This is a genomic window from Allosalinactinospora lopnorensis (genome assembly GCF_000981225.1).
GTDB classification, from domain to species: domain Bacteria; phylum Actinomycetota; class Actinomycetes; order Streptosporangiales; family Streptosporangiaceae; genus Allosalinactinospora; species Allosalinactinospora lopnorensis.
Genome location: NZ_LAJC01000006.1, coordinates 72089 through 92250, shown reverse-complemented (window position 1 = coordinate 92250; position 20162 = coordinate 72089). Strand labels below are relative to the sequence as shown.

Genomic DNA, 20162 nt, shown 5'->3' with positions numbered 1-20162 from the left:
CAGACGAGAGGGAAAAGGGCGGCCCGTTCGGGCCGCCCTTTCACTGCCGTATGCGTCGTACCGGTTCTACTCCGGCTGCCTGGAGGAGGATCCCGCGGTCTCACCGACGTGGGGAGTGTCCGGCACGGATTCGGGCTTGGGAACGCCGCGGAAGGTGAACCGGGCGTCGGCCCCCTCTCCTTCGGCGTCGATGACGACGATCTGGCCGGGCTTCAGGTCGCCGAAGAGGATCTTCTCCGACAACTGGTCCTCGACCTCCCGCTGGATCGTCCGGCGCAGCGGTCGGGCGCCCAGAACGGGGTCGTAACCGCGCGTGGCCAGCACCTTCTTCGCGGCGGGCCGCAGCTCCAGCCCCATGTCGCGGTCCTTGAGGCGTTCGTCCAGCGCCGAGACCATCAGGTCGACGATGTCGACGATCTGCTGCTCGGTGAGCTGGTGGAAGACGATGACGTCGTCCACACGGTTCAGGAACTCCGGCCGGAAGTGCTGCTTGAGCTCCTCCTGGACCTTCGCCTTCATCCGGTCGTAGTTCGTCTGCTCGTCGTCCTCCTTGGCGAAGCCCATGGCCTGGCCCTTGGAGATGTCCCGGGTACCCAGGTTCGTCGTCATGATGATGACGGTGTTCTTGAAGTCGACGTTGCGACCCTGGGCATCGGTGAGGCGGCCCTCTTCGAGCACCTGCAGCAACGAGTTGAAGATGTCGTTGTGGGCCTTCTCGATCTCGTCGAAGAGGATCACCGAGAACGGCTTGCGGCGCACCTTCTCGGTGAGCTGACCGCCCTCCTCGTAGCCGACGTAGCCAGGGGGCGAACCGAACAGCCGCGAGACCGTGTGCTTCTCCATGAACTCGCTCATGTCGAGCTGGATCAGCGCCTCTTCGTCACCGAACAGGAACTCCGCAAGCGTCTTGGACAGCTCGGTCTTGCCGACACCGGAGGGGCCGGCGAAGATGAACGACCCGCCGGGACGCTTGGGGTCCTTCAGCCCGGCGCGGGTACGCCGGATCGCCTGCGAGAGGGCCTTGATGGCGTCCTCCTGGCCGATGACCCGCTTGTGCAGTTCCTCCTCCATGCGGAGCAGCCGGGAGCTCTCCTCCTCGGTGAGCCGGAAGACCGGGATGCCGGTGGCCGTGGCGAGAACCTCCGCGATGAGCTCCTCGGTGACCTCGGCGACGACGTCCATGTCGCCGGCCTTCCACTCCTTCTCCCGCTGCGTCTTCTTGGAGAGGAGCTGCTTCTCGTCGTCGCGCAGCGACGCGGCCTTCTCGAAGTCCTGCGCGTCGATGGCGGACTCCTTGTCGCGCCGCACATCGGCGATCTTGTCGTCGTACTCGCGCAGATCCGGCGGGGCGGTCATGCGGCGGATCCGCATGCGCGATCCCGCCTCGTCGATCAGGTCGATCGCCTTGTCCGGCAGGAAGCGGTCGCTGATGTAGCGGTCGGCGAGCTGCGCAGCGGCGACCAGCGCGCTGTCGGTGATGGACACACGGTGGTGCGCCTCGTAGCGGTCACGCAGGCCCTTCAGGATCTCGATCGAGTGCGAGATCGTGGGCTCGTCGACCTGGATCGGCTGGAAGCGGCGCTCCAGCGCGGCGTCCTTCTCCAGGTGCTTCCGGTACTCGTCCAGCGTCGTGGCGCCAATGGTCTGCAGCTCACCCCGGGCCAGCATCGGCTTCAGGATCGAGGCCGCGTCTATGGCGCCCTCGGCCGCGCCCGCTCCCACCAGCGTGTGCAGCTCATCGATGAACAGGATGATGTCGCCGCGGGTACGGATCTCCTTGAGCACCTTCTTCAGGCGCTCTTCGAAGTCACCGCGGTACCGGCTGCCAGCGACCAGCGCACCCAGGTCCAGCGTGTAAAGCTGCTTGTCCTTCAGCGTCTCGGGAATCTCGCCTTTGACGATCTTCTGCGCCAGGCCCTCGACGACAGCGGTCTTCCCGACCCCGGGTTCGCCGATGAGAACCGGGTTGTTCTTGGTCCGGCGGGACAGCACCTGCATCACACGCTCGATCTCGGTGTCCCGGCCGATCACCGGGTCGAGCTTGCTCTCGCGCGCGGCTTGGGTCAGGTTGCGGCCGAACTGGTCCAGGACCAGGGAGGTGGAGGGGGTGGACTCCGACGAAGCACCGGTGGCCTGCGGTTCCTTGCCCTGGTAGCCGTGGAGCAGCTGGATGACCTGCTGGCGCACGCGGTTCAGGTCGGCGCCGAGCTTCACCAGCACCTGGGCGGCCACGCCCTCGCCCTCGCGGATGAGGCCGAGCAGGATGTGCTCCGTACCGATGTAGTTGTGCCCAAGCTGCAGGGCCTCCCGGAGGGACAGCTCCAGGACCTTCTTCGCGCGCGGGGTAAAGGGGATGTGGCCGGAGGGCGCCTGCTGGCCCTGGCCGATGATCTCCTCTACTTGCTGCCGAACCGCTTCGAGGCTGATTCCCAGGCTCTCCAGGGCCTTCGCAGCGACGCCCTCTCCCTCGTGGATGAGGCCGAGCAGGATGTGCTCCGTACCAATGTAGTTGTGGTTGAGCATCCTGGCCTCTTCCTGGGCCAGGACCACCACGCGCCGTGCGCGGTCGGTAAACCTCTCGAACATGTCTCGTCGCTCCTCACAGAGCGGTCAGGCAGGGACGGAAGTTCCGACCCTCACTTTCCGCATTCCGGCCCCTCAGGGGAAGCCCCTGGAGGGCGCTACCGCACCCGTCCACCAAGCCGCCCGGCTCCGCGGACCGGCCCGACGAACACATCCGCACGATGACCATTCCCCTAGCCATCCGTGCAAGAGACTTTCCCCGACGATAGGGCGTTCACCCTCATCCAACTACCCATCGGGCCTCCGGTGTTCCAAGTACGCCGCAAGCGAACGGCCCGTGCGCCCCCAACTGGGAGGGCACACGGGCCAGACTGCTTATTCGTTCGATTAATTTGCTCTAAGCGAACGCACCTCGCGGGGATTTTCCGAGACTTCGAGGACCGTTCAACTCGGCTGGTACTGGGGCACGCTCCGCTCTCGTCCGGTGGATCGCCGCAGTGCCGCGGATCCGATCGCAGCGCGATCCCTCGAGGGGCATGATCTCGCGGGGACCTCCCTCGTCCGAGAACCCCGCGAAACCACGCAGGGGACCGCCCCTGCCTGCCTCACACAGAGGGTAAACCCGGCTCCGGGGCGCGCTTTCCCAGCATGGCGCACCCTGCGGTTACACAGCGTGGGGAATCCTGTGCGGAGTGCGTTCTCAGCGCTGAGCGGCCTCGTACTCGGCCACAATGGCGGCCGGGATACGACCACGCTCGTTGACCTGCTTTCCCGCGGCCTTGGCCCACGCACGGATCTCGGCACTGCGCTCACGGCTGGGAGCGCTGCGCTGCTGGCGCTTGCCCCGACCGGTCTTCTGCGGCGCCTTGCGGGCGACCTCAACGTAGGGAGCCAGCGCTTCACGCAGCTTGGAGGCATTGTTGGCGCTGAGGTCGATTTCGTAAGAGGTCCCATCCACCCCGAACGAAACCGTCTCTTCCGCCTCGCCGCCGTCGAGATCGTCGACGAGAAGCACTTGAACCTTTTGTGCCATGGATACGAACCTTTCACATAGCGGTGCGACGGCACCTAAATATAAAGCTATCGGGAGCGATGGCGAAAGACAATTCCCAGACCGGCAAAATCATCTTGGCTATCCCGGCACCGTCATCGCCGAAAGCTCGACACTACAGCCATAGGGCGCCGGCCCCATGGCGGAGGCCAGATCTGGTTAACACTAGGGTGGAGCATCCCATTCCCGCACGTTGCCGGTTAGCGGTCAGTGGAGCCGGGTTCGGGACCGCGGACTTCCGTGGAAGACCTCTCCGCCCCCTTTGCCCCCTCTTCCGCTGTAACAGCATCGCTCTTCGCCTGAGAGACCGTTTCGGCATCGGCGGCTTCGGCACTCGATGCGGTGTTTGCGTCTGCTCCCTTGACGAGCCGCCCATCCGACGTTCTCGGAGCCATCTCCTTACGGAGCAGCTTGATGATGAACGTGCAGAAGACCGTCGCGACAACAGCAGGCGGGAGCAGCGCCGACAAAACATCCACCATCGAACGCACACCCCTTCCTTGTTGTTACTTTATGCAGCAATTACCCCACGTAGGGGTGTAGCTGACTCGCGCTCCGGGACCGGGCCGCTCAGCTGGCCACGACCGCGGACCCCGACATCATAGACACCGCACGAGCCCGACCCGACCCCTCGTGGGGCGGAACGGCATTCGGACGACGCTAAACCGCCGCCTTGCAGGGCCGGCCCGCCCGAGACTTCACGAACTCCCTTAAGACACGGGGCTCAATCCGGGATGAAATGACAACTCTTAGTAGCCGCTGGTGAACGATTCGGCTCACCTCCGGACGAGAAGAGGTATATCCGCCCGGCTCCGCGCCCACAACCGGGAACCGGCCCGAGAGGCCGTCCGAAGCGTTCTCGGTCACAAACTACAGATTACCCGCCCTTATCCCTCCGACTCACACCGGTGGCCATAACCCCCGAAGGGGATCTATAAGTTGCGAGATCGTTGCAACACGGTTTGAACCAAGATCGGCCTTCCACAGGCGCCCGCGGCACGACTTCCGACAAGCCGGTCGCTACGGGCTTTGGACGGGTCTGCACGGAGAGTTCCACAGATACGCATATCCGTACTTGCAGTCCTGCGGAGATTGCGACGGTCTCGAACCCTGCGGAGGCGCCACCCGGGAGGGGATTGCCCCTCTTGTACCGGTGATTTCACTCACCTCGCATGGCAGGGGAAGAGTGGACCAATCCGATGCCGACCCGGCCGGGTCTGTTCCGCTTGCGGCCCGAAAACGAGGCGAAGATCCTTCACTCCTTCCCGCCCCGTGACGGAAAGTTTCGGGTCGTCCGCTTCGCTCGGAGATCTCTACCGTCGATAAACAGGGAGAACGCCCCTGATTAGCACGTCATTCCGGGTAAGGGCCGAAGAAGGCCAAGGGGAGGCTATCATGGCGGATTCACCGGGACCTCAAGAATCCCGTCCCCTTCTTCCCCGCCGCGCGAGCGAAGAGGCACCGGAGCGGTAAGGCCGCGGGCGTCCGGGAAGGGCCGTGCCCTGCAGGGGCCGCGACCGCCTCAGCCGCCCTCGTCCAGGTAGAGCAGCATCCTCGTATTGTCAAGGGTGTTGGGCTTGACGCGTTCCAGGTCGAGGAATTCCGCAACGCCTTCGTCATAGGAGCACAGCAGTTCCTCGTACACGCGGTGCGATACCGGGGTGCCTCGGATGGGCTCGAAGCCGTGCTTCCCGAAGAACCCGGTCTCGAATGTCAGGCAGAACACACGGCGCACGCCCAGTTCCCGGGCGGCACTCAGCAGTTCGGCGACAAGGCGGTGGCCGATGCCGTGCCCCTGCATGACCGGGTCCACGGCGACCGTCCGCACTTCGGCGAGGTCCTCCCAGAGAACGTGGAGGGCGCCGCAACCGACGACGGTGCGCTGCACACCGTCGTCGGCCTCCGCCACCCAGAACTCCTGGACATCCTCGTAGAGGTTGACCGTGTTCTTGGAGAGCACACGCCGCTCCCCACTGAACGTGTCGATAAGGCGGCGGATATGAACGACATCGCGTGTCCGCGCGCGGCGGACGGTGATCTGCATAACCGGCATTACCGATCCAGATTACTCGTCTGCGCCAACGCGCGGCGCGGTCAATGGCGGCTTCCCTCCACGGCTATCCGGCCCGCGGAGGCCATGCCGCCTCCCCTTTCACTCCGTCAGATCAGCTGCCTGCGTGCGGCCCAGACGACCGCCTCTATCGGGGTGTTCACCCCGAGTTGGTCGCAGATGGCACGGAGCCTGCGGCGCAGCGTGCGCGCGCTGAGTTCCAGTCGGCGTGCGGCGACGTCCGTGGTGACCCCGGTAGCGATCTCCGCCAGCAGCTGGAGCTCGTCGTCGGCCAGGTCCACCGGCACGTTCGGGATCCCCTCGCGCGACGGCGTAGGAACCGACGGCACCATGCCATCACGCAACGGTGCGATACCCGGTTCCTTGACGGCACGACGTACGAGTGTGGCCTGTTCCACTCCGTCCTCCCTCATCCGTGGTGAGTGCGGAACATCAACTCGTCGCCGCAGAGACCTCGGTCGAGCAGAGGCCAAAGCCCCTTGACACGCGCGCAAGGGATGTTCCCCGAATGGGACGTCGGCCGCCTGGGCCCTCGTTCCCCTGGCACAGAAACGAGATTCCAGGGCCGGCGAGAATCCGGGGCCCGGTCGCGCCGATCTGGGACGGACAGATCGCTGCGACAGCGCACTCGGCAAAGGACGGCCGACACCGCCGGAGCCGTGTTCAGCCATCCTTACTCACCGTCATATAGATCCACTACGGCAATCACGCGGAATCTCCGCTCGTTTCGAAACCTAAGCGGACGCGAACAGGGCGTCAAGGTCTATATTGCAACCGTAAGCATACTCTTTACTACAAACAGTTACTTGAGATCAAAACAAGAATCTACAGCGACAGCGTTGACCTGCGAAAATAACCTTCACTCAGACGGCGGTTCGCCCCCGCCCCACAAACCGAAGAGTATTCTGAAAGTGACGCTTAAGACACCTGGGTTGGCCAGGGGTTTTACCCCTGCGCAGGCGACCGTCGGCCACCTGGTGTGTCGCCTGCCACATACCGGCCCTGCCCGGCGCCGATCGTCTGGGGGGAGCGAACCGCGCAACGCGCGGGTCAGCTGGGGCGCACCAAGGGGAAAAGCACCGTTTCCCGAATGTTCTTCCCGGTGAACGCCATGAGCAGCCGGTCGATGCCGACACCGACCCCACCGGAGGGCGGCATCCCATACTCCAACGCCTGTAGGAAATCCTCGTCGAGCTGCATGGCCTCGGCGTCGCCGCCGGCCGCCAGCAGGGACTGCTCGGTGAGCCTGCGTCGCTGCTCGACGGGGTCGACGAGCTCGGAATAACCGGTGCCCAGTTCCATCCCGAACCCGATGAGGTCCCACTTCTCGGTGAGCAGCGGCTCCTCGCGGTGCCGGCGGGTCAACGGGCTCGTCTCCAGCGGGAAGTCCCGGACGAACGTGGGCTGGATCAGGGTGTGCTCGACGAGCTCCTCGAAGAGGTGCTCGACCAGCTTGCCCTGGCCCCAGTCGGGGCTCCACTCGATCCCCCGGGCGTCGGACAGCTTGCGTACCGCCTCGATGGGCGTACGCGGGGTGATCTCCTCGCCCAGCGCCTCCGACACCGCGCCGTACAGCGTGATCTGCGGCCACCGGCCCCCGAGGTCGTACTCCTCGCCGCGGCGCTCGACCACCGCCGTGCCGAACACCGCGCGGGCCGCCTCCTGGAACAGCTCGCGGGTGATGTCGGCCATCACGTTGTAGTCGGCGTAGGCCTGGTAGAACTCCAGCATCGTGAACTCGGGGTTGTGCGTGGAGTCGGCCCCCTCGTTCCGGAAGTTCCGGTTGATCTCGAAGACCTTCTCGATCCCGCCGACGACAAGCCGCTTGAGGTAGAGCTCCGGCGCGATGCGCAGGTAGAGATCAAGGTCGTAGGCGTTGATGTGCGTGGTGAACGGCCGCGCCGTCGCACCGCCGTGCACCGGCTGCAGCATCGGGGTCTCGACCTCGGTGTAACCGCGGCTGTTCAGTCCCTCGCGCAGGGCGCGGACCGCGTCGGAACGCCGCCGTACCATCTCCCGCGACTCGGGGTTGACGATCAGGTCGACGTAGCGCTGCCGGACGCGCGCCTCGGGGTCGGTGAGCCCCTTGTGCTTCTCCGGCAACGGGCGCAGGCACTTGGCGGTCAGCTTCCAACTGTCGGCCATGATCGACAGCTCGCCGCGCCGCGAGGTGACGACCTCGCCCTCGACACCGACATGATCCCCGAGGTCGATGTCGCTCTTCCAGGCCGCCAGCGACTCCTCGCCCAACTTGTCCAGCGACATCATCACCTGGATGTCGGCGGAGTCGTCGCGCACGGTCGCGAAGCACAGCTTGCCCCCGGTGCGATACAGCATGACCCGGCCGACGATCCCGACCCGCTCACCGGTCCCGGTATCCAGGGGGAGATCACCGTGGTTCTCCCGCACCTCCGCGATGGAGGTGGTCCTGGGGAAACCGACGGGGAAGGGGTCGACCCCCTCCTCCTGCAGCCGGTCCAGCTTCTCCCGCCGGACGCGCATCTGTTCGGGCAGGTCGTCGTAGGAATCGTCCAGCACGTCACTCACGCGCCTGATCCTATCGGCCCTATCCGGGTGCCCTGGCTGGACGACCGCAGCAGTCTTCCGCGGACCGGCCGGATCCCCCCCGGAAACGGGGTAGACTACTCGACGTTGCGCTGGAATACCAGGCGCAGACCGATGAGGGTCAGCCACGGCTCGTGCACGTCCACGGTCTCGCACTCGTCCACGACCAGCGGGGCGAGCCCTCCGGTGGCCACCACAGTGACCTCGTCGGCGTCGTGCGTGAGCTCCTGGACCATACGGTCCACGATCCCGTCCACCTGACCGGCGAATCCGAATACGATGCCGGAGCGCAGCGCCTCCGTGGTGTTCTTGGCCACGACGGCACGCGGCTTCACGATCTCCACCATGTGCAGCTGTGCCCCGCGCCGCGACAGCGCCTCCACCGATATGTCGATGCCCGGCGCTATGGAACCTCCCACGTACTCGCCCTTGGCGCTGATGGCGTCGAAGGTGGTCGCGGTACCGAAGTCCACCACCACACTGGGGCCGCCGTAGAGCCGCACAGCGGCGAGCGCGTTGATGATCCGGTCGCTGCCGACCTCCTTCGGGTTGTCCATCCGGATCGGCACCCCGGTCTTCACGCCGGGTTCCACGATGACCGCGGGCAGATCGCCGAAGTGCCGCCGGAACATCTCCCGCATCTCGTGCTGCACCGACGGGACCGAGCAGCACATGGCGAGGCCGTCGACGTCACCGCGATCCAGCAGGGAGCTGCTCCCGAGGAGCCCTTGCAGCACCACGGCCCACTCGTCAGCGGTGCGCCGCTGGTCCGTTCCCACCCGCCAGTGCTCCAGCAGGTGGTCGGCCTCGAAGAGACCGAGAACCGTGTGCGAGTTGCCCACATCGATCGCGAGCAGCATCGAGGCCCCATTTCGCGGTTGCGTCGGAGATCAGGTGAGATGAGAGGTCAGTCACTGTCGTGGAGATCGAGCGCGATATCCAGCGCCGGGCTTGAGTGGGTCAGGGCCCCGACCGCGAGGTAGTCCACTCCGGTTGCCGCCACCTGGGAGGCGGTCGGCAACGCCAGGCCGCCGCTGGCCTCCAGCCGGGCGCGTCCCGCGACAAGGGCCACGGCCTCCCGAAGTTCCGCAACCGTGAAATTGTCCAACAGGATCTCCTCGGCACCGGCTTTCAGCGCGGGCTCGATCTGGTCGATCCGGTCTACCTCGACCTCCAGCGGGACGCCGGGAAAAGCGTCCCGGACCGCGCGGACCGCCTCCGCGACACCCCCCGCGGCGAGGACATGGTTGTCCTTGACCAGGACGGCGTCACTCAGCCCGTAGCGGTGGTTCACCCCGCCGCCGCAGCGGACCGCGTACTTCTCAAGGGTCCGCAGGCCGGGGTGCGTTTTGCGGGTGTCGCGGATCCGGGCTCCGCTGCCGGCGACCGCGTCCACCCAGCTCCGCGTGGCGGTGGCGATACCGGAAAGGTGGGTCAGGAAGTTCAGCGCGGTGCGCTCGGCGGTGAGCAGGTCGCGGGTGCGCGCGGTCACGGTCATCAGTACGTCTCCGCGCTCGACCTCGTCACCGTCGGCGACCCTGCGGCGGAGTTCGACGATCCCCTCGGTCACGCTCCAGAACACGAATTCGGCCACCGGCAGGCCGGCCACCACCCCACCGGCGCGGGCGACGACGTCCGCGGCCCGGATCTGGGTATCCGGGATGGTGGCGGCGCTGGTGATATCGGTCCCGGTGCCGCAGGGAAGCGGATCGCCGCCGGCGCCGGAACCGAGGTCCTCGTGCAGCGCCTCCAGCACCGTTCGCCACACGGGCCCGCCGATTTCGTCGCGCAGCTCGGCGAACACCGGGCTGGACCGCGGATCGGCGCCCCGTCTGCCCGAGTAGCCGGCCAACCGCCCGGAACGCAGGTCCAGACAAACGTACTCGTAGGGCCCCGCGGCCGTTCGCGGGTGATCGGCCCGCCAGTGCGATCCCCGCGTCTCCTCGCGCCGCGCCGCGGCGTGCACGAGCGCGGTGGCGACAGTGAGCAGGTTGGTGGCCTCCCACGCCGGTACTCCCGGCTCGACGGACGCGCCGCTCCGCTCCGCGAACTCCGCCAGTCTCGCCGCGGCGGCGCTGAGCCCCCGGCCGTCGCGCCGCACCCCGGCGTACCGCGACATGATGGCCCGCAGTTCCGGGACGATGGCGGGATCGACCAGCCCGCTCTCGCCGCCCGGCTCCGCCGGCCCGCACCGGGCCGGCGGCTCGGCGGCGAGCGTCCCGGCGATCCGGTCGGCGAACACCACCCCTTCCAGCAGCGAGTTGGAGGCGAGCCGGTTGGCGCCGTGCACACCCGTACGGGCCACCTCGCCCACCGCGTAGAGCCCGCGGACATCGGTGCGGCCGTGCAGGTCGACGGCGACTCCGCCGGAGGCGTAGTGCGCAGCGGGCACAACCGGAACCAGGTCGCGCACCGGGTCGATGCCGTGCTCGGTGCAGCTGGCCAAGATCGTGGGAAAGCGTCGTTGCCACTTCTCAGCGCCGAAGTGCCGGGCGTCCAGGTAGACGTGCGAGGCGCCGGTCTCGGTCATGGCCTGTGCGATGGCTTTGGCGACCACGTTGCGCGGCGCCAGGTCGGCGAGCTCGTGCTCGCCGGACATGAAGCGGCGTCCGGCGGTGTCGACGAGGAAGGCTCCTTCGCCGCGAAGCGCCTCGGAGATCAGCGGCTGCTGGCCGCGCGCCTCGGGCCCCAGCCAGAGCACAGTGGGGTGGAACTGCACGAACTCCAGGTCCTGAACCGCGGCGCCGGCCCGCAGCGCCAGGGCGAGACCGTCACCGGTGGAGACAGCGGGGTTGGTCGTCGCCGCGAAGACCTGGCCCATTCCGCCCGTGGCCAGTACCACCGCCAGGGCGCGCACGGCTCCGACCCCGTCACACTGGCCCTCCCCCATGACATGCACGGTGACCCCGCAGACGATGCTGGGCGGCGCCTCCCGCAGAGGGTGCTCGGAATCCACGCCGAAAAGCAGGTCGGGGACGAAGGCGTGCTCGATCACCTCGATCCGCGGCTCGGCGCGAACCGCCGACACCAGTGCCCGTTGGATCTCGGCTCCGGTGGCGTCCCCGCCGGCGTGCGCGATCCGGTTCGCCCGGTGCCCGCCCTCCCGGGTCAGCGCCAGCTCGCCGTTGTCGGCGCGGTCGAAAGCGGTACCGAGCTCGACGAGCCAGCGCAGCGCTTCGGGGCCCTCGTTCACCAGGGTGCGCACGGCCTCGGCGTCGCACGCTCCCGCGCCCGCCGCCATGGTGTCCACCATGTGCGCGATCGGTGCGTCGACCGGGTCGACGGCGGCGGCGATCCCGCCCTGGGCCCACCGCGTGGAACTGTTGGAGACCACGTCCTTGGTGACGACCACCACCCTGCCACTGGGGTTCCGCCGGGTGTAGCGCAGTGCGGTGCTCAGCCCCGCGATCCCGGAGCCGACGACGACGACGTCGGTCTCGATCCTCCAGCCGGCCCGGGGCGCGGTCTGCCGAAGAGGTAACGCAACGGGCGTCTCACTCACCGGACTATCTCCTTGTTCCAGACAGGACGAGCAGGGTTCACAGGGTGAGCGGCACGTTATCGATCAGCCGGGTACGCCCCACCCGTGCGGCCACCGCCAGGACCGCGTCTCCGCGGTAGTCCCCGGGGACTTCGGTGAATGTCTGCGGATCCACCAGAGCAAGATAATCCACGACGACGGGAGCCTCGGCCACGGCCGCCTCATCCAGCACGGCCCGGGCGGCGCTGAGGATGCCGACCGGCCCCGTTACGGAGGCGTCGGCACCGGCCAGCAGGGCCCGGGAGAGGGCCAGCGCGCTCTCGCGCTCCTCGGCGCTGAGGTAGGCGTTGCGGCTGGACGTGGCCAACCCGTCCTGATCGCGCACGGTGGCGGAGGCGACGATCGTCACCGGCATGCACAGGTCACGCACCATGCGCCGGACCACGGCGAGCTGCTGGGCGTCCTTCTGCCCGAACACGGCGATATCCGGGCGGACCAGGTTGAACAGCTTGCCGACGACCGTGAGCACCCCCTCGAAGAAGCCCGGCCGGAACTCGCCCTCGAACACCTGGCCCATCTGTCCGGAGTTCACGGTGACGATCTGCTCCCCCGGGTACATCATCTCGACACCAGGGGCGAAAACCGCGTCGACCCCCTCCTCAGCGCAGGCCGCCAGGTCGGCGTCGAGGTCTCGCGGGTAGCGGTCGTAGTCCTCGTTCGGCCCGAACTGCAGGGGGTTGACGAAGACGCTGACCATGACCGAGTCGGCGTGCTCCCGCGCGGTGGCGATGAGCCGGCGGTGCCCGTCGTGCAGCGCCCCCATTGTCGGGACCAGGGCCAGCCGGCCCAGTCCCGCGCGCAGCCGGGTGAGCTCCTCTGGTGTGCGGGCGACGACCGGGACCGATCGGGGGGCGGTGGTCGACTTGTTCATGCCTGTCCTCCGTCGATGGGGTTATCGGCTCACGCCTGGAGGACGTCCAGCAGGCGTTCGGCGTCGTACGGCTTGAGCAGCCCGGCGTCGAGGGCCCGATCAGCGGTGAGGCGGGCCAGGGCAACGTAGCTCGGCACGCTTTCGGGGAAGTGCGTACGCAGTTCCGCGATGTGCCCGGCGACGGTCTCGGCGTCACCGCGCAGGACCGGGCCGCTGAGCCCGTCGATCCCGAGCCGCAGCGCATTGTCCAGGGCCGCGCCGAGGAGGGGGCCGAGCATCCGCCCCGGGTGCTCGACTCCCGCCCTGCCGAGCAGGCCCGCGCTTTCGGCCACCAGTGTGACCAGGTGGTTGGCTCCGCCGGCGAGCGCGGTGTGGTACAGGGTGCGGTATTCCTCGGCGATCCACACCGGTTCGGCGCCCATCTCGACAACGAGCGCCTCGGCGATGGGCCGCAGCGTTTCGGGGGCGGTAACGCCGAAAGTGCAGTTGGTCAGGCGGTGCAGGTCCTCCTCGCGCCCCGTGAAGGTCATCACCGGATGCAGCGCAAGGGGCAGTGCGCCCGCCGAGGTGGCACTGGAGAGCACACCGTAGCCGTGGCTGCCGCTGGTATGGACGAGGAGTTTGCCTTCGACACGGACACCGGTGTCGACGAGGCCGCCCACCAGCGGCCCCAGGGCGCTGTCAGGGACCGTGACCAGCACCAGATCGGCGGCTTCGACAACCTCCGCCGGTTCGCACACGCGGGCCCCGGGCAGCCGCCGCTCAACGCGTCCGCGGGACGCCTCGGACACGGCGGAGGCCGCGATGACACTGTGGCCGGCGCGTTCCAGCGCGGCACCGAGCACCGAGCCGACGCGGCCGGGGCCGATGACCCCGATCGCCAGCCGGGCCGGTCGCTGTCGTATGACTTCCGTGGGGTTCATGTCCTCGTTCCAGTCCACCCGGGGTACCGGACGTCGTGCGCACAGCCTACTGGGCGGATCCCGCTCCCCGAGCGCTGACCGGACCTTGCGGGCCGGACGTTGCGGGCCCTCACTCAGACCGTGTTCCCGGGGGGCTCGCTGCGTGTCGCCCAGCGTTCCGGACCCGCGCTGGTCATCCGGGCCAAATGTCCCCGCTCGGCGATGCCGTCGACGACCCTGCGGGCCTCCACTATGTCGCGTCCCGCGGCGTGTGCCCTGATCGGCCCGGGCGGGGTGTCAACGTGCACGGCGGCGGTCCCGCGCCGCCTGTCGAGCGGCCCGGCGGTCACCCGGACGGTCTGCACCCGCGCCTCTGGGATGATCTCGATGACGTGGCAGAAGATCCCGCGGCGCGTGACGATCAGGCTCTCGTCCACGCCCAGCCCTTCGTTGCGGGAGCGGCCGCGTTTGGCCGGATGCAGCGCGACGCGTGAGGCGTCCGTCTCCGGGAAAAGTTCGTTGACCAGGGAGAACGCAAGCTTACGCGGGACCACCGGGAGCAGGGTCGAGGAGTCCATCTGGCGCTCGCCCACGTACCCCGCGACGTTGGCCTCGACCCGGGCGACCCCCAGGGAACGCCAGAGCAGGGGCTCGACGATACGGACCGCCTGCACCCGGCCCGGCGGCACCGTCTGCATCCGCGCCTGGAAGATGCCGTACCGCAGGCGGAGGCCGTCGGGAGAGAGCGAGGCGTAGAAGTCCGTGTACCGCATCAGCGGGCCGAGGAAGCCGCGCATCAGCCCCAGCAGCAGTGGGACGGCACCGCCGAGCACGCCGAACTCGAAGAACGCGAAGCCGGTGACGATCAGAGCCAGGAACAGCAGGAAGCTCCGAGTACCGGAAGCCGGAACGCGAGCGCCCCGAGCAGCAGGCCGAACGGCAGCCGGTAGAACGGCCACTCCGGTGCCTCGGGTGTCTTCCCGGACAGCCCGGCCGCATGCGCCAGCAGCGACGCCCGCAGCCGCTCGGCCGTCCCGCGGCCCAGGTAGCGCAGCCTGATCTCGCTGGAGTCACCACCGGCCAGCTCGACCCGCAGCTCCGCCAGCCCGAGGATCTGCATCAGCAGCGGGCGCACCACGTCCACGGCCTGCAGCCGGCTCAGCGGGATCTCCCGGGAGAGCTGCCGCACCAGACCGGTGTGCACGATGAGGTGGTCATCGTTCAGCTCGAACGACGACTTCCACCAGGACAGCAGCGCATAGACCGCCGTTCCCAGAGCGGCGGCGAGCGTGAGCAGGAGGAACCAGCCGAGGCCGGCCTGCATGAGCACGGGCCCCGGCAACGCGAGGAACACCACGGTGATCAGCAGCACCTGGAACGGGACCGTCGACCAGTGCAGCCTGTGGCGTCCCCGGGTGATGTCGGTCTCCGGCTGGGGCGGCGGTGGAGGCGAGGAGGGCGAAGGCGGGGGCGAGGCCCACTCGCCGCCGTTCCCGGGCGGCGGGGGCGGCAGGAAGCGCACGTAACCGCCGGGAGCCGGAGGGTGCGCACCGCCCACCGGAGGATGGCCGGGCGGAGGGGGGCCGGGAGGGGGTGCGGCTCCCCGCGGCGGGGAGCCCGGTGGCGGCGGAGTTCCGTACGGGGGCGGAGCAGCGTGAGGCGGTGCCGCACCGGGGGGCGACGCAGGCGGGCTGGGCGGTGACTGCTGTACCGGCGGCAGGGCCGGAGCGTAGTGCCCCGGCTGAACGAGCGCAGGCCGGGCCCCGTACCCCTGCCAGGGCTCGTCCCCCCGGGCGGCGGGCGGAGCGAAAGTGGGAGCGGAACGTCTTCTGTCACCGCCGGCGGGCCGCTCCCGCCCGGCCTCAGCGGCGCTCTCCTCCGCTTCCTCGTCGATATGCGGCCAAAGAGGCGTCACCGGTCCGGGCGCGGCAGAGTGGGCCGGCCGTTCCGGGGGCGTGCGCGCACCGCCGCCCTCAGCGCCGGGCTCTTCCGGTTCCGCCTCGCGCCCGCCGCCCTCGATCCGCGCCGGGTGGGCTCCCCCGTTCGGGGGGTCGTTGCGCGCACCTTCGATGTGGTGCCCCGAGTCCTCTCCGGGCCCCGAGGCGGCGTGCGCCTCGAAACCGACGGCCGGCGGCGCCACCTGTTCGGCGATGTGCGTATCCGTCGGGGCGGTGACCTCGCGGAGCGCCGGGAGGTCCGGTTGGGAGAGCGGCCCGGAGAACCATTCGGCCCCGCCGCGCCCGCCGGGCGGCTCCTCGGCTCGGGGACCGGTACTGAACCAGCCCTCGCTCTGCCGGACCGGCCTCCCGCCGAGCCCGGTTATGGAGGGATTGGGCGGGTCGGGAGTCAACGGTTCCTCGTTCGCTTCGCTCACGCGTTACAGCCCCGTAGAGAACGTTTCGCTTCGTGCGGCCAACTGGTCACGCAGGAGGACGGCGTCGTCGAACCGGAGCCCCGGGATCCGGGTGTCGGCCGTGGTGGCCGCCGTCCGCACGCGCACCGTCGCGATCCCCAGTGCCTGCTCCAGCAGGTTCGAGGTGACATCCACCACCTGCATCCGACCGTAGGGCACGACGACAAGCTGCCGCACGACGACACCGTAGGTCAGGTAGAAGTCCGTGGGCCCTTCGGCGTACCCCCAGGATCGCGCCTCCGGTTTCGCGGCCAGCCAGCCGATCACAGCGGCGAGCACGGCCAGGGCGACCAGGATGCCTCCCGAGAACCAGCCCCACCACAGTCCGATGGCCACACCCCCGAACGCCGCGCCCGGCAGCAGGGCGGCGAGTATGAGCAGCCTGCGGTACCACGCGAGAAGCGGGGAGACCCTGCTCCACGACGTCCCCGCGGGTGCGGCGAACGCCTCCTCCACCCGCGAGGCCGGGGTGGGCGACGAAGGGCTGGAGCCCGTCACCGCTGGTTCCGCACCGGCGGCCTCCGAAGCCTCCCCGGACTCCGAATCGGTCCCGGCCGGTCGGGTTGATTGGTCAGACGCGGCAAACTCCACGATTCCAGTCAATCATCCCCGCGCCACTCCCGTGGAGACGCGGACCACAGGGGAGGTTCCAGCTTATCCGGGAGGTCCCCGCTTCCCGGGAACGGCGTTTCCGGCCACGCCGGCCGTGCGCGCTCGGTGGCACTTCATTCAGTTACCGCCGCAAGGATACTGGCAGTAACATCTGAGGAGTGGTGACCTATGACCGCCCGACGGCTCCGGGCCCGCTCGATGAGATCGAGGCGTTCTGCAACTCAGCGCGGTTCCTGTACGGCGAGGAGTCCCTCAGCGACGTGGCCGGTGCTCGGGCATGGCTGCGTGGACAGGGCTATCCGGAGGCCGCGGCCGAGCTGGACGAGGCGACCCGCCAGGACCTCGTGGCCGTGCGCGAGGCGATTCGTGACCACGTGAGCGGCAGTGGCCGCGAACGGGATCGCGCACGGGGCCTCCTGAACGACTACGCCGAGGGCACTCTCTCAGCGCCGCGCTGGTCGGCGGGGGGCCGTCCGGAGATCCCGGTGGCGGACACCGACCCGGTCCACGCGCTGATCGGGCGCATGCTCGGTGTGCTCGCGGCCGAGGAGCTGGCGGGCCGGAGGGACCGGCTGAAAGCATGCCGGTCCGCGGAATGCCGCTGGCTCTACTACGACCGCTCAGCGGCGAACAACAGCGTGTGGTGCAGTATGAGCATCTGCGGCGCCCGGCACAAGATGCGCTCCTACCGTTCCCGGCGGCGCGGCGGCTCCTGATCCGGCCGCACGCGGCCGTTGCGCGGCGGGAGGCGATCCGCCGGCGCCCGCGATCAGGGGACGGGGGCGATCGGCCCCGTCGGGGCCTACTCCGACCGGGGCGGATCTTCGTCCTCTGCCTCCTCGGGGACCCGGCAGGCGTGCTCCAGGAACAGGGCCGCCGCCAGGAGCAGGGCCGCCGCGAGCAGCGTCCCGCCCGCCGTGAACGCGTCGGCGCGGGAAGCGGGGGCGTTCAGCCTGCTCAGCAAGGCCAGCACCGTGCCGCCGAACGCACCGATCATCAGCGCCGCGAAGAGCGCGCTGGCCTTGGCCAGCGCGACCAGCCGCGCGGCGCTCAAGGGCTCCATCGACACCGTCCCGGGGACCCGCCGGATCCGGCGACGGGTGTGCACCGCAGCGATCCCCTCCCCCAGCGCGAGCAGGGCGAGGGTCGGGATCGCCGTCCACGGCAGCAGGGGGAAGGCTCCGTACGCCTGGTCCACGACAACGAAGGCGACCATCGTGCTGAACAGGATGATCCCTAACAGCAGCTGCCAGCCGGTCGGCTGCACGCTGCCCTGGTGCGGGTGCTTGTCCATGTGCTCCTTGCCGGTCGGTCCTCGCGTTCCTCAGTACGGTGTCCGCAGCACGAGATCGTCGCGCCGGCGCAGTTTCTGGTCCGCGACATCGCCGATAAGCGTCCGCACCGCTCCCACCCCGGGGATGGCGGCCTCGGAATCGACGTCGGCCCAAGGACGTAGCACGAAGGCGCGCTCGTGTGCACGCGGGTGCGGTAGGACGAGTGCGGGATCGTCGCGGATCTCGTCGCCGTAGGCGATGATGTCGACGTCCAGGGTGCGCGGCCCCCAGCGCTCCTCGCGGACGCGGTGCAGCGCCTCCTCCACGTTCTGCGTGCGCTCCAGCAGGGTCTCGGGGGCCAGTGCGCTGTCGGCCAGCACGACCGCGTTGAGATAGGACCCCTGCTCCGGTCCGCCTACCGGCGCGGTCTCATACACGGGGGACAGCGCCACCAGCGTCAGGCCGTGGGGGTCGAACAGGGCGTCGACCGCGCCCTGCAGGTTGTCCATCCGCTCGCCGAGGTTGCTGCCCAACGACAGCACCACCCGCCGGACGCCGACGGGCGAGGTCATTGGCGCCTCCGCAGGATCGTGACGGTGACATCGGCGAACTCGTAGGGAATCGGGGCTTCCGGCTTGTGCACGGTGACCTCCGCCTCGTGCACCGCCGGGTCGGCCAGGCAGACCTCCGCGAGCCTGCCGGCCAGCGTCTCGATCAGATCCACCGGCTCGCCCTCGACCACCTCGACCAGGCGTTCGCTGAGGACACCGTAGTGGACGGTGTGCGCGAGGTCGTCGGTGCGCGCCGCTTCGCGGGTGTCCACCCCGAGGACGACGTCGACCAGGAACTCCTGTCCCTTGCGGCGCTCCTCCTCGAACACACCGTGGTGTCCCCGGGCGCGCAACCCGCGCACCGCGATCCGGTCCAGCCGATCCAACCGCTGCGGCTCCCCGGTCACCTCAGGCCTCGTCCTCGTCCTCGTCGAGCAGCACCGGCGACGCGTGGTGCGACCACATCCGCCAGCCCTGCGCGGTGTGCACGAACAGGTTCGTGGTGACCACCTGGCCGCCCGCGATGAAGCCGGGAGTGTCCTCCTCGGCCGTGAGGACGTTCTCCTCGCAGGTGACCATCGCGGTGTCGCCGCTCACCCCGATCTTGGTCTCGGTCAGCACGTACTGGATGTAGGGAACGTTGGCCATGATCAGCGCCCACGCGCGCATGATCTCGGCGCGGCCGCGCAGCAGCGGCCAGCCCGGGTTCACACAGACGAGATCCGGGGCCTCGTCCTCCTCGGCCCAGACCCGGCGCATGAGATCGATGTCGCCGTTCTCGATCGCCCCGTAGAACTGGGTGTTAGCTTCGGCCACGCGCTCTATGACCTCGTGGCGGGATTTCACAGGCCGCTCCGGCCGATAGGGTCGGCACGCCCTTCGTCGAGCTCGGTTCCTCCGGTACGCCACGCGGCCGCCACCCGCACCGCGTCGGCGTTGGGCCGGACGTCGTGCACTCGCACGCACCAGGCTCCCCGGTCGGCGGACAGCGTGGTGAGCGCGACGGTGGCGTCGTCGCACCCGGTGAAGACGCGCTCGTGGCCTTCGGCGTCACTGAGCAGTCGGCCGAGGAAGCGTTTCCGTGAACCCGCCACCAGCAGCGGATGCCCCAGCTCGTGGAAGGTGTCGAGGTGGGAGAGCAGGGCCCAGTTGTGGGCGTGCTCGGGTCGCTTGGCGAAGCCCAATCCGGGGTCGAGGATGATCTGCCGGGGGTCGACCCCCTCGTCGACCACCGAGTCCAGGCGTTGCCGCAACTCCTCGTGAACCTCTTTGACGACGTCGGTGTAGACCGCGCGGTTCTGCATGTCGTGGCTGTACCCGCGCCAGTGCATCAGCACGTATGCCACTCCGCTCCCGGCGACCAGCCGCGCCATGGAGGGATCGGCGAGTCCCCCGCTTACGTCGTTCACCAGCCGTGCGCCCGCCTGTACGGCGTGGTCGGCCACCTCTGCGCGCATGGTGTCGATGCTGACGGGAACGCCCTGTCGCACCAACTCCCGGACGACCGGGTCGACCCGGCGGATCTCCTCGTCGCGTGATACCCGCTGCGCTCCGGGCCGGGTGGACTCCCCGCCGACGTCGATGATGTCGGCCCCCTCCTCGACGAGGCGCAGCCCGTGCTCGATCGCCCGCCCTGGATCGAACCACGCCCCACCATCGGAGAACGAGTCCGGGGTGACATTCACAACCCCCATGACCAGGCAGCGGTCCCGGTCGGGAAGCCCCGGCGGCTTGTTCATCGGCGTCATGCCGTCACCCTATGAGACTCAGGGCTACCGCTGCGACCCC

Annotated in this window: 19 protein-coding genes; 1 reads left to right on the top strand and 18 read right to left on the bottom strand. The window is 68.9% G+C overall.

Going from position 1 to position 20162, the window contains the following annotated elements; translation table 11 throughout:
* Positions 1–66 precede the first annotated feature (66 nt).
* The 13 genes from VS93_RS03805 to VS93_RS03755 form a co-directional block, all read right to left on the bottom strand.
* A complete protein-coding gene (locus VS93_RS03805; RefSeq protein WP_046468619.1) occupies positions 67–2586 on the bottom strand; it encodes an ATP-dependent Clp protease ATP-binding subunit in 2520 nt (839 codons plus the stop codon).
* Between the two features lie 637 nt (positions 2587–3223).
* Entirely contained in the window at positions 3224–3556 is a 333-nt protein-coding gene (locus VS93_RS03800) for a histone-like nucleoid-structuring protein Lsr2 (protein WP_046468618.1), read from the bottom strand.
* Between the two features lie 218 nt (positions 3557–3774).
* The gene (locus VS93_RS27615; RefSeq protein WP_082126599.1) at positions 3775–4056 is read right to left on the bottom strand and encodes a hypothetical protein; all 282 of its coding nucleotides are present in this window, start codon (positions 4054–4056) and stop codon (positions 3775–3777) included.
* Positions 4057–5096: 1040 nt separating this feature from the next.
* On the bottom strand, positions 5097–5627 hold the full coding sequence (locus tag VS93_RS03795; RefSeq protein ID WP_046468617.1) for an amino-acid N-acetyltransferase: 531 nt from the start codon (positions 5625–5627) through the stop codon (positions 5097–5099).
* 107 nt (positions 5628–5734) lie between these two features.
* Complete coding sequence (locus tag VS93_RS03790) at positions 5735–5977, bottom strand: LuxR family transcriptional regulator (RefSeq protein ID WP_236700331.1); 243 nt, start codon at positions 5975–5977, stop codon at positions 5735–5737.
* 718 nt (positions 5978–6695) lie between these two features.
* On the bottom strand, positions 6696–8192 hold the full coding sequence (gene lysX, locus VS93_RS03785; protein ID WP_046468615.1) for a bifunctional lysylphosphatidylglycerol synthetase/lysine--tRNA ligase LysX: 1497 nt from the start codon (positions 8190–8192) through the stop codon (positions 6696–6698).
* A gap of 95 nt (positions 8193–8287) precedes the next feature.
* Positions 8288–9070 carry a type III pantothenate kinase gene (locus tag VS93_RS03780; protein ID WP_046468614.1) on the bottom strand — a complete coding sequence of 261 codons (783 nt, stop codon included), beginning with the start codon at positions 9068–9070 and terminating at the stop codon, positions 8288–8290.
* 47 nt (positions 9071–9117) lie between these two features.
* Positions 9118–11712 (bottom strand): L-aspartate oxidase, encoded by a 2595-nt coding sequence (locus tag VS93_RS03775; RefSeq protein WP_046468613.1) that lies wholly within the window; start codon positions 11710–11712, stop codon positions 9118–9120.
* A gap of 37 nt (positions 11713–11749) precedes the next feature.
* A complete protein-coding gene (panC, locus tag VS93_RS03770) occupies positions 11750–12622 on the bottom strand; it encodes a pantoate--beta-alanine ligase (RefSeq protein ID WP_046468612.1) in 873 nt (290 codons plus the stop codon).
* Between the two features lie 29 nt (positions 12623–12651).
* On the bottom strand, positions 12652–13545 hold the full coding sequence (locus VS93_RS03765) for a Rossmann-like and DUF2520 domain-containing protein (RefSeq protein WP_046468655.1): 894 nt from the start codon (positions 13543–13545) through the stop codon (positions 12652–12654).
* A 113-nt stretch (positions 13546–13658) separates the two neighbouring features.
* Positions 13659–14357, bottom strand: coding sequence for a PH domain-containing protein (locus VS93_RS33230; protein ID WP_394298788.1), 699 nt, complete (start codon positions 14355–14357; stop codon positions 13659–13661).
* 32 nt (positions 14358–14389) lie between these two features.
* Positions 14390–15898 carry a PH domain-containing protein gene (locus VS93_RS33225; protein ID WP_394298787.1) on the bottom strand — a complete coding sequence of 503 codons (1509 nt, stop codon included), beginning with the start codon at positions 15896–15898 and terminating at the stop codon, positions 14390–14392.
* Between the two features lie 3 nt (positions 15899–15901).
* Positions 15902–16435 carry a PH domain-containing protein gene (locus VS93_RS03755; RefSeq protein WP_236700329.1) on the bottom strand — a complete coding sequence of 178 codons (534 nt, stop codon included), beginning with the start codon at positions 16433–16435 and terminating at the stop codon, positions 15902–15904.
* Between the two features lie 275 nt (positions 16436–16710).
* Between VS93_RS03755 and VS93_RS03750 the strand changes: the two genes are divergently transcribed.
* Positions 16711–17265: a CGNR zinc finger domain-containing protein gene (locus VS93_RS03750; protein WP_046468654.1), complete on the top strand. Its 555-nt coding sequence runs from the start codon at positions 16711–16713 to the stop codon at positions 17263–17265.
* Positions 17266–17351: 86 nt separating this feature from the next.
* On the opposite strand, the gene VS93_RS03745 is transcribed toward VS93_RS03750, so the two are convergent.
* Genes VS93_RS03745 through folP form a run of 5 tightly spaced genes read right to left on the bottom strand, consistent with a single transcriptional unit; the run spans position 17352 to position 20122 of the window.
* Positions 17352–17843: a DUF3180 domain-containing protein gene (locus tag VS93_RS03745; RefSeq protein ID WP_046468610.1), complete on the bottom strand. Its 492-nt coding sequence runs from the start codon at positions 17841–17843 to the stop codon at positions 17352–17354.
* Between the two features lie 30 nt (positions 17844–17873).
* The gene (gene folK, locus VS93_RS03740) at positions 17874–18395 is read right to left on the bottom strand and encodes a 2-amino-4-hydroxy-6-hydroxymethyldihydropteridine diphosphokinase (protein WP_046468609.1); all 522 of its coding nucleotides are present in this window, start codon (positions 18393–18395) and stop codon (positions 17874–17876) included.
* Positions 18392–18781, bottom strand: a complete 390-nt coding sequence (gene folB, locus VS93_RS03735; RefSeq protein ID WP_236700328.1) for a dihydroneopterin aldolase — start codon at positions 18779–18781, stop codon at positions 18392–18394. Before folB ends, folK begins: the two co-directional genes overlap by 4 nt.
* Before the next feature lies 1 nt (position 18782).
* Entirely contained in the window at positions 18783–19220 is a 438-nt protein-coding gene (locus VS93_RS03730; protein WP_046468608.1) for a nuclear transport factor 2 family protein, read from the bottom strand.
* The gene (folP, locus tag VS93_RS03725) at positions 19217–20122 is read right to left on the bottom strand and encodes a dihydropteroate synthase (protein WP_046468607.1); all 906 of its coding nucleotides are present in this window, start codon (positions 20120–20122) and stop codon (positions 19217–19219) included. The genes VS93_RS03730 and folP overlap by 4 nt, the downstream gene beginning before the upstream one ends.
* Between the last annotated feature and the right edge of the window lie 40 nt (positions 20123–20162).

Excerpts from the sequence above, each read along its gene's own strand:
- VS93_RS03805 (WP_046468619.1), bottom strand. The coding sequence starts at position 2,586 with ATGTTCGAGAGGTTTACCGACCGCGCACGGCGCGTGGTGGTCCTGGCC.
- VS93_RS03800 (WP_046468618.1), bottom strand. The coding sequence starts at position 3,556 with ATGGCACAAAAGGTTCAAGTGCTTCTCGTCGACGATCTCGACGGCGGC.
- VS93_RS27615 (WP_082126599.1), bottom strand. The coding sequence starts at position 4,056 with ATGGTGGATGTTTTGTCGGCGCTGCTCCCGCCTGCTGTTGTCGCGACG.
- VS93_RS03795 (WP_046468617.1), bottom strand. The coding sequence starts at position 5,627 with ATGCCGGTTATGCAGATCACCGTCCGCCGCGCGCGGACACGCGATGTC.
- VS93_RS03790 (WP_236700331.1), bottom strand. The coding sequence starts at position 5,977 with ATGGTGCCGTCGGTTCCTACGCCGTCGCGCGAGGGGATCCCGAACGTG.
- VS93_RS03780 (WP_046468614.1), bottom strand. The coding sequence starts at position 9,070 with ATGCTGCTCGCGATCGATGTGGGCAACTCGCACACGGTTCTCGGTCTC.
- panC (WP_046468612.1), bottom strand. The coding sequence starts at position 12,622 with ATGAACAAGTCGACCACCGCCCCCCGATCGGTCCCGGTCGTCGCCCGC.
- VS93_RS03765 (WP_046468655.1), bottom strand. The coding sequence starts at position 13,545 with ATGAACCCCACGGAAGTCATACGACAGCGACCGGCCCGGCTGGCGATC.
- VS93_RS03745 (WP_046468610.1), bottom strand. The coding sequence starts at position 17,843 with ATGGACAAGCACCCGCACCAGGGCAGCGTGCAGCCGACCGGCTGGCAG.
- folK (WP_046468609.1), bottom strand. The coding sequence starts at position 18,395 with ATGACCTCGCCCGTCGGCGTCCGGCGGGTGGTGCTGTCGTTGGGCAGC.
- folP (WP_046468607.1), bottom strand. The coding sequence starts at position 20,122 with ATGACGCCGATGAACAAGCCGCCGGGGCTTCCCGACCGGGACCGCTGC.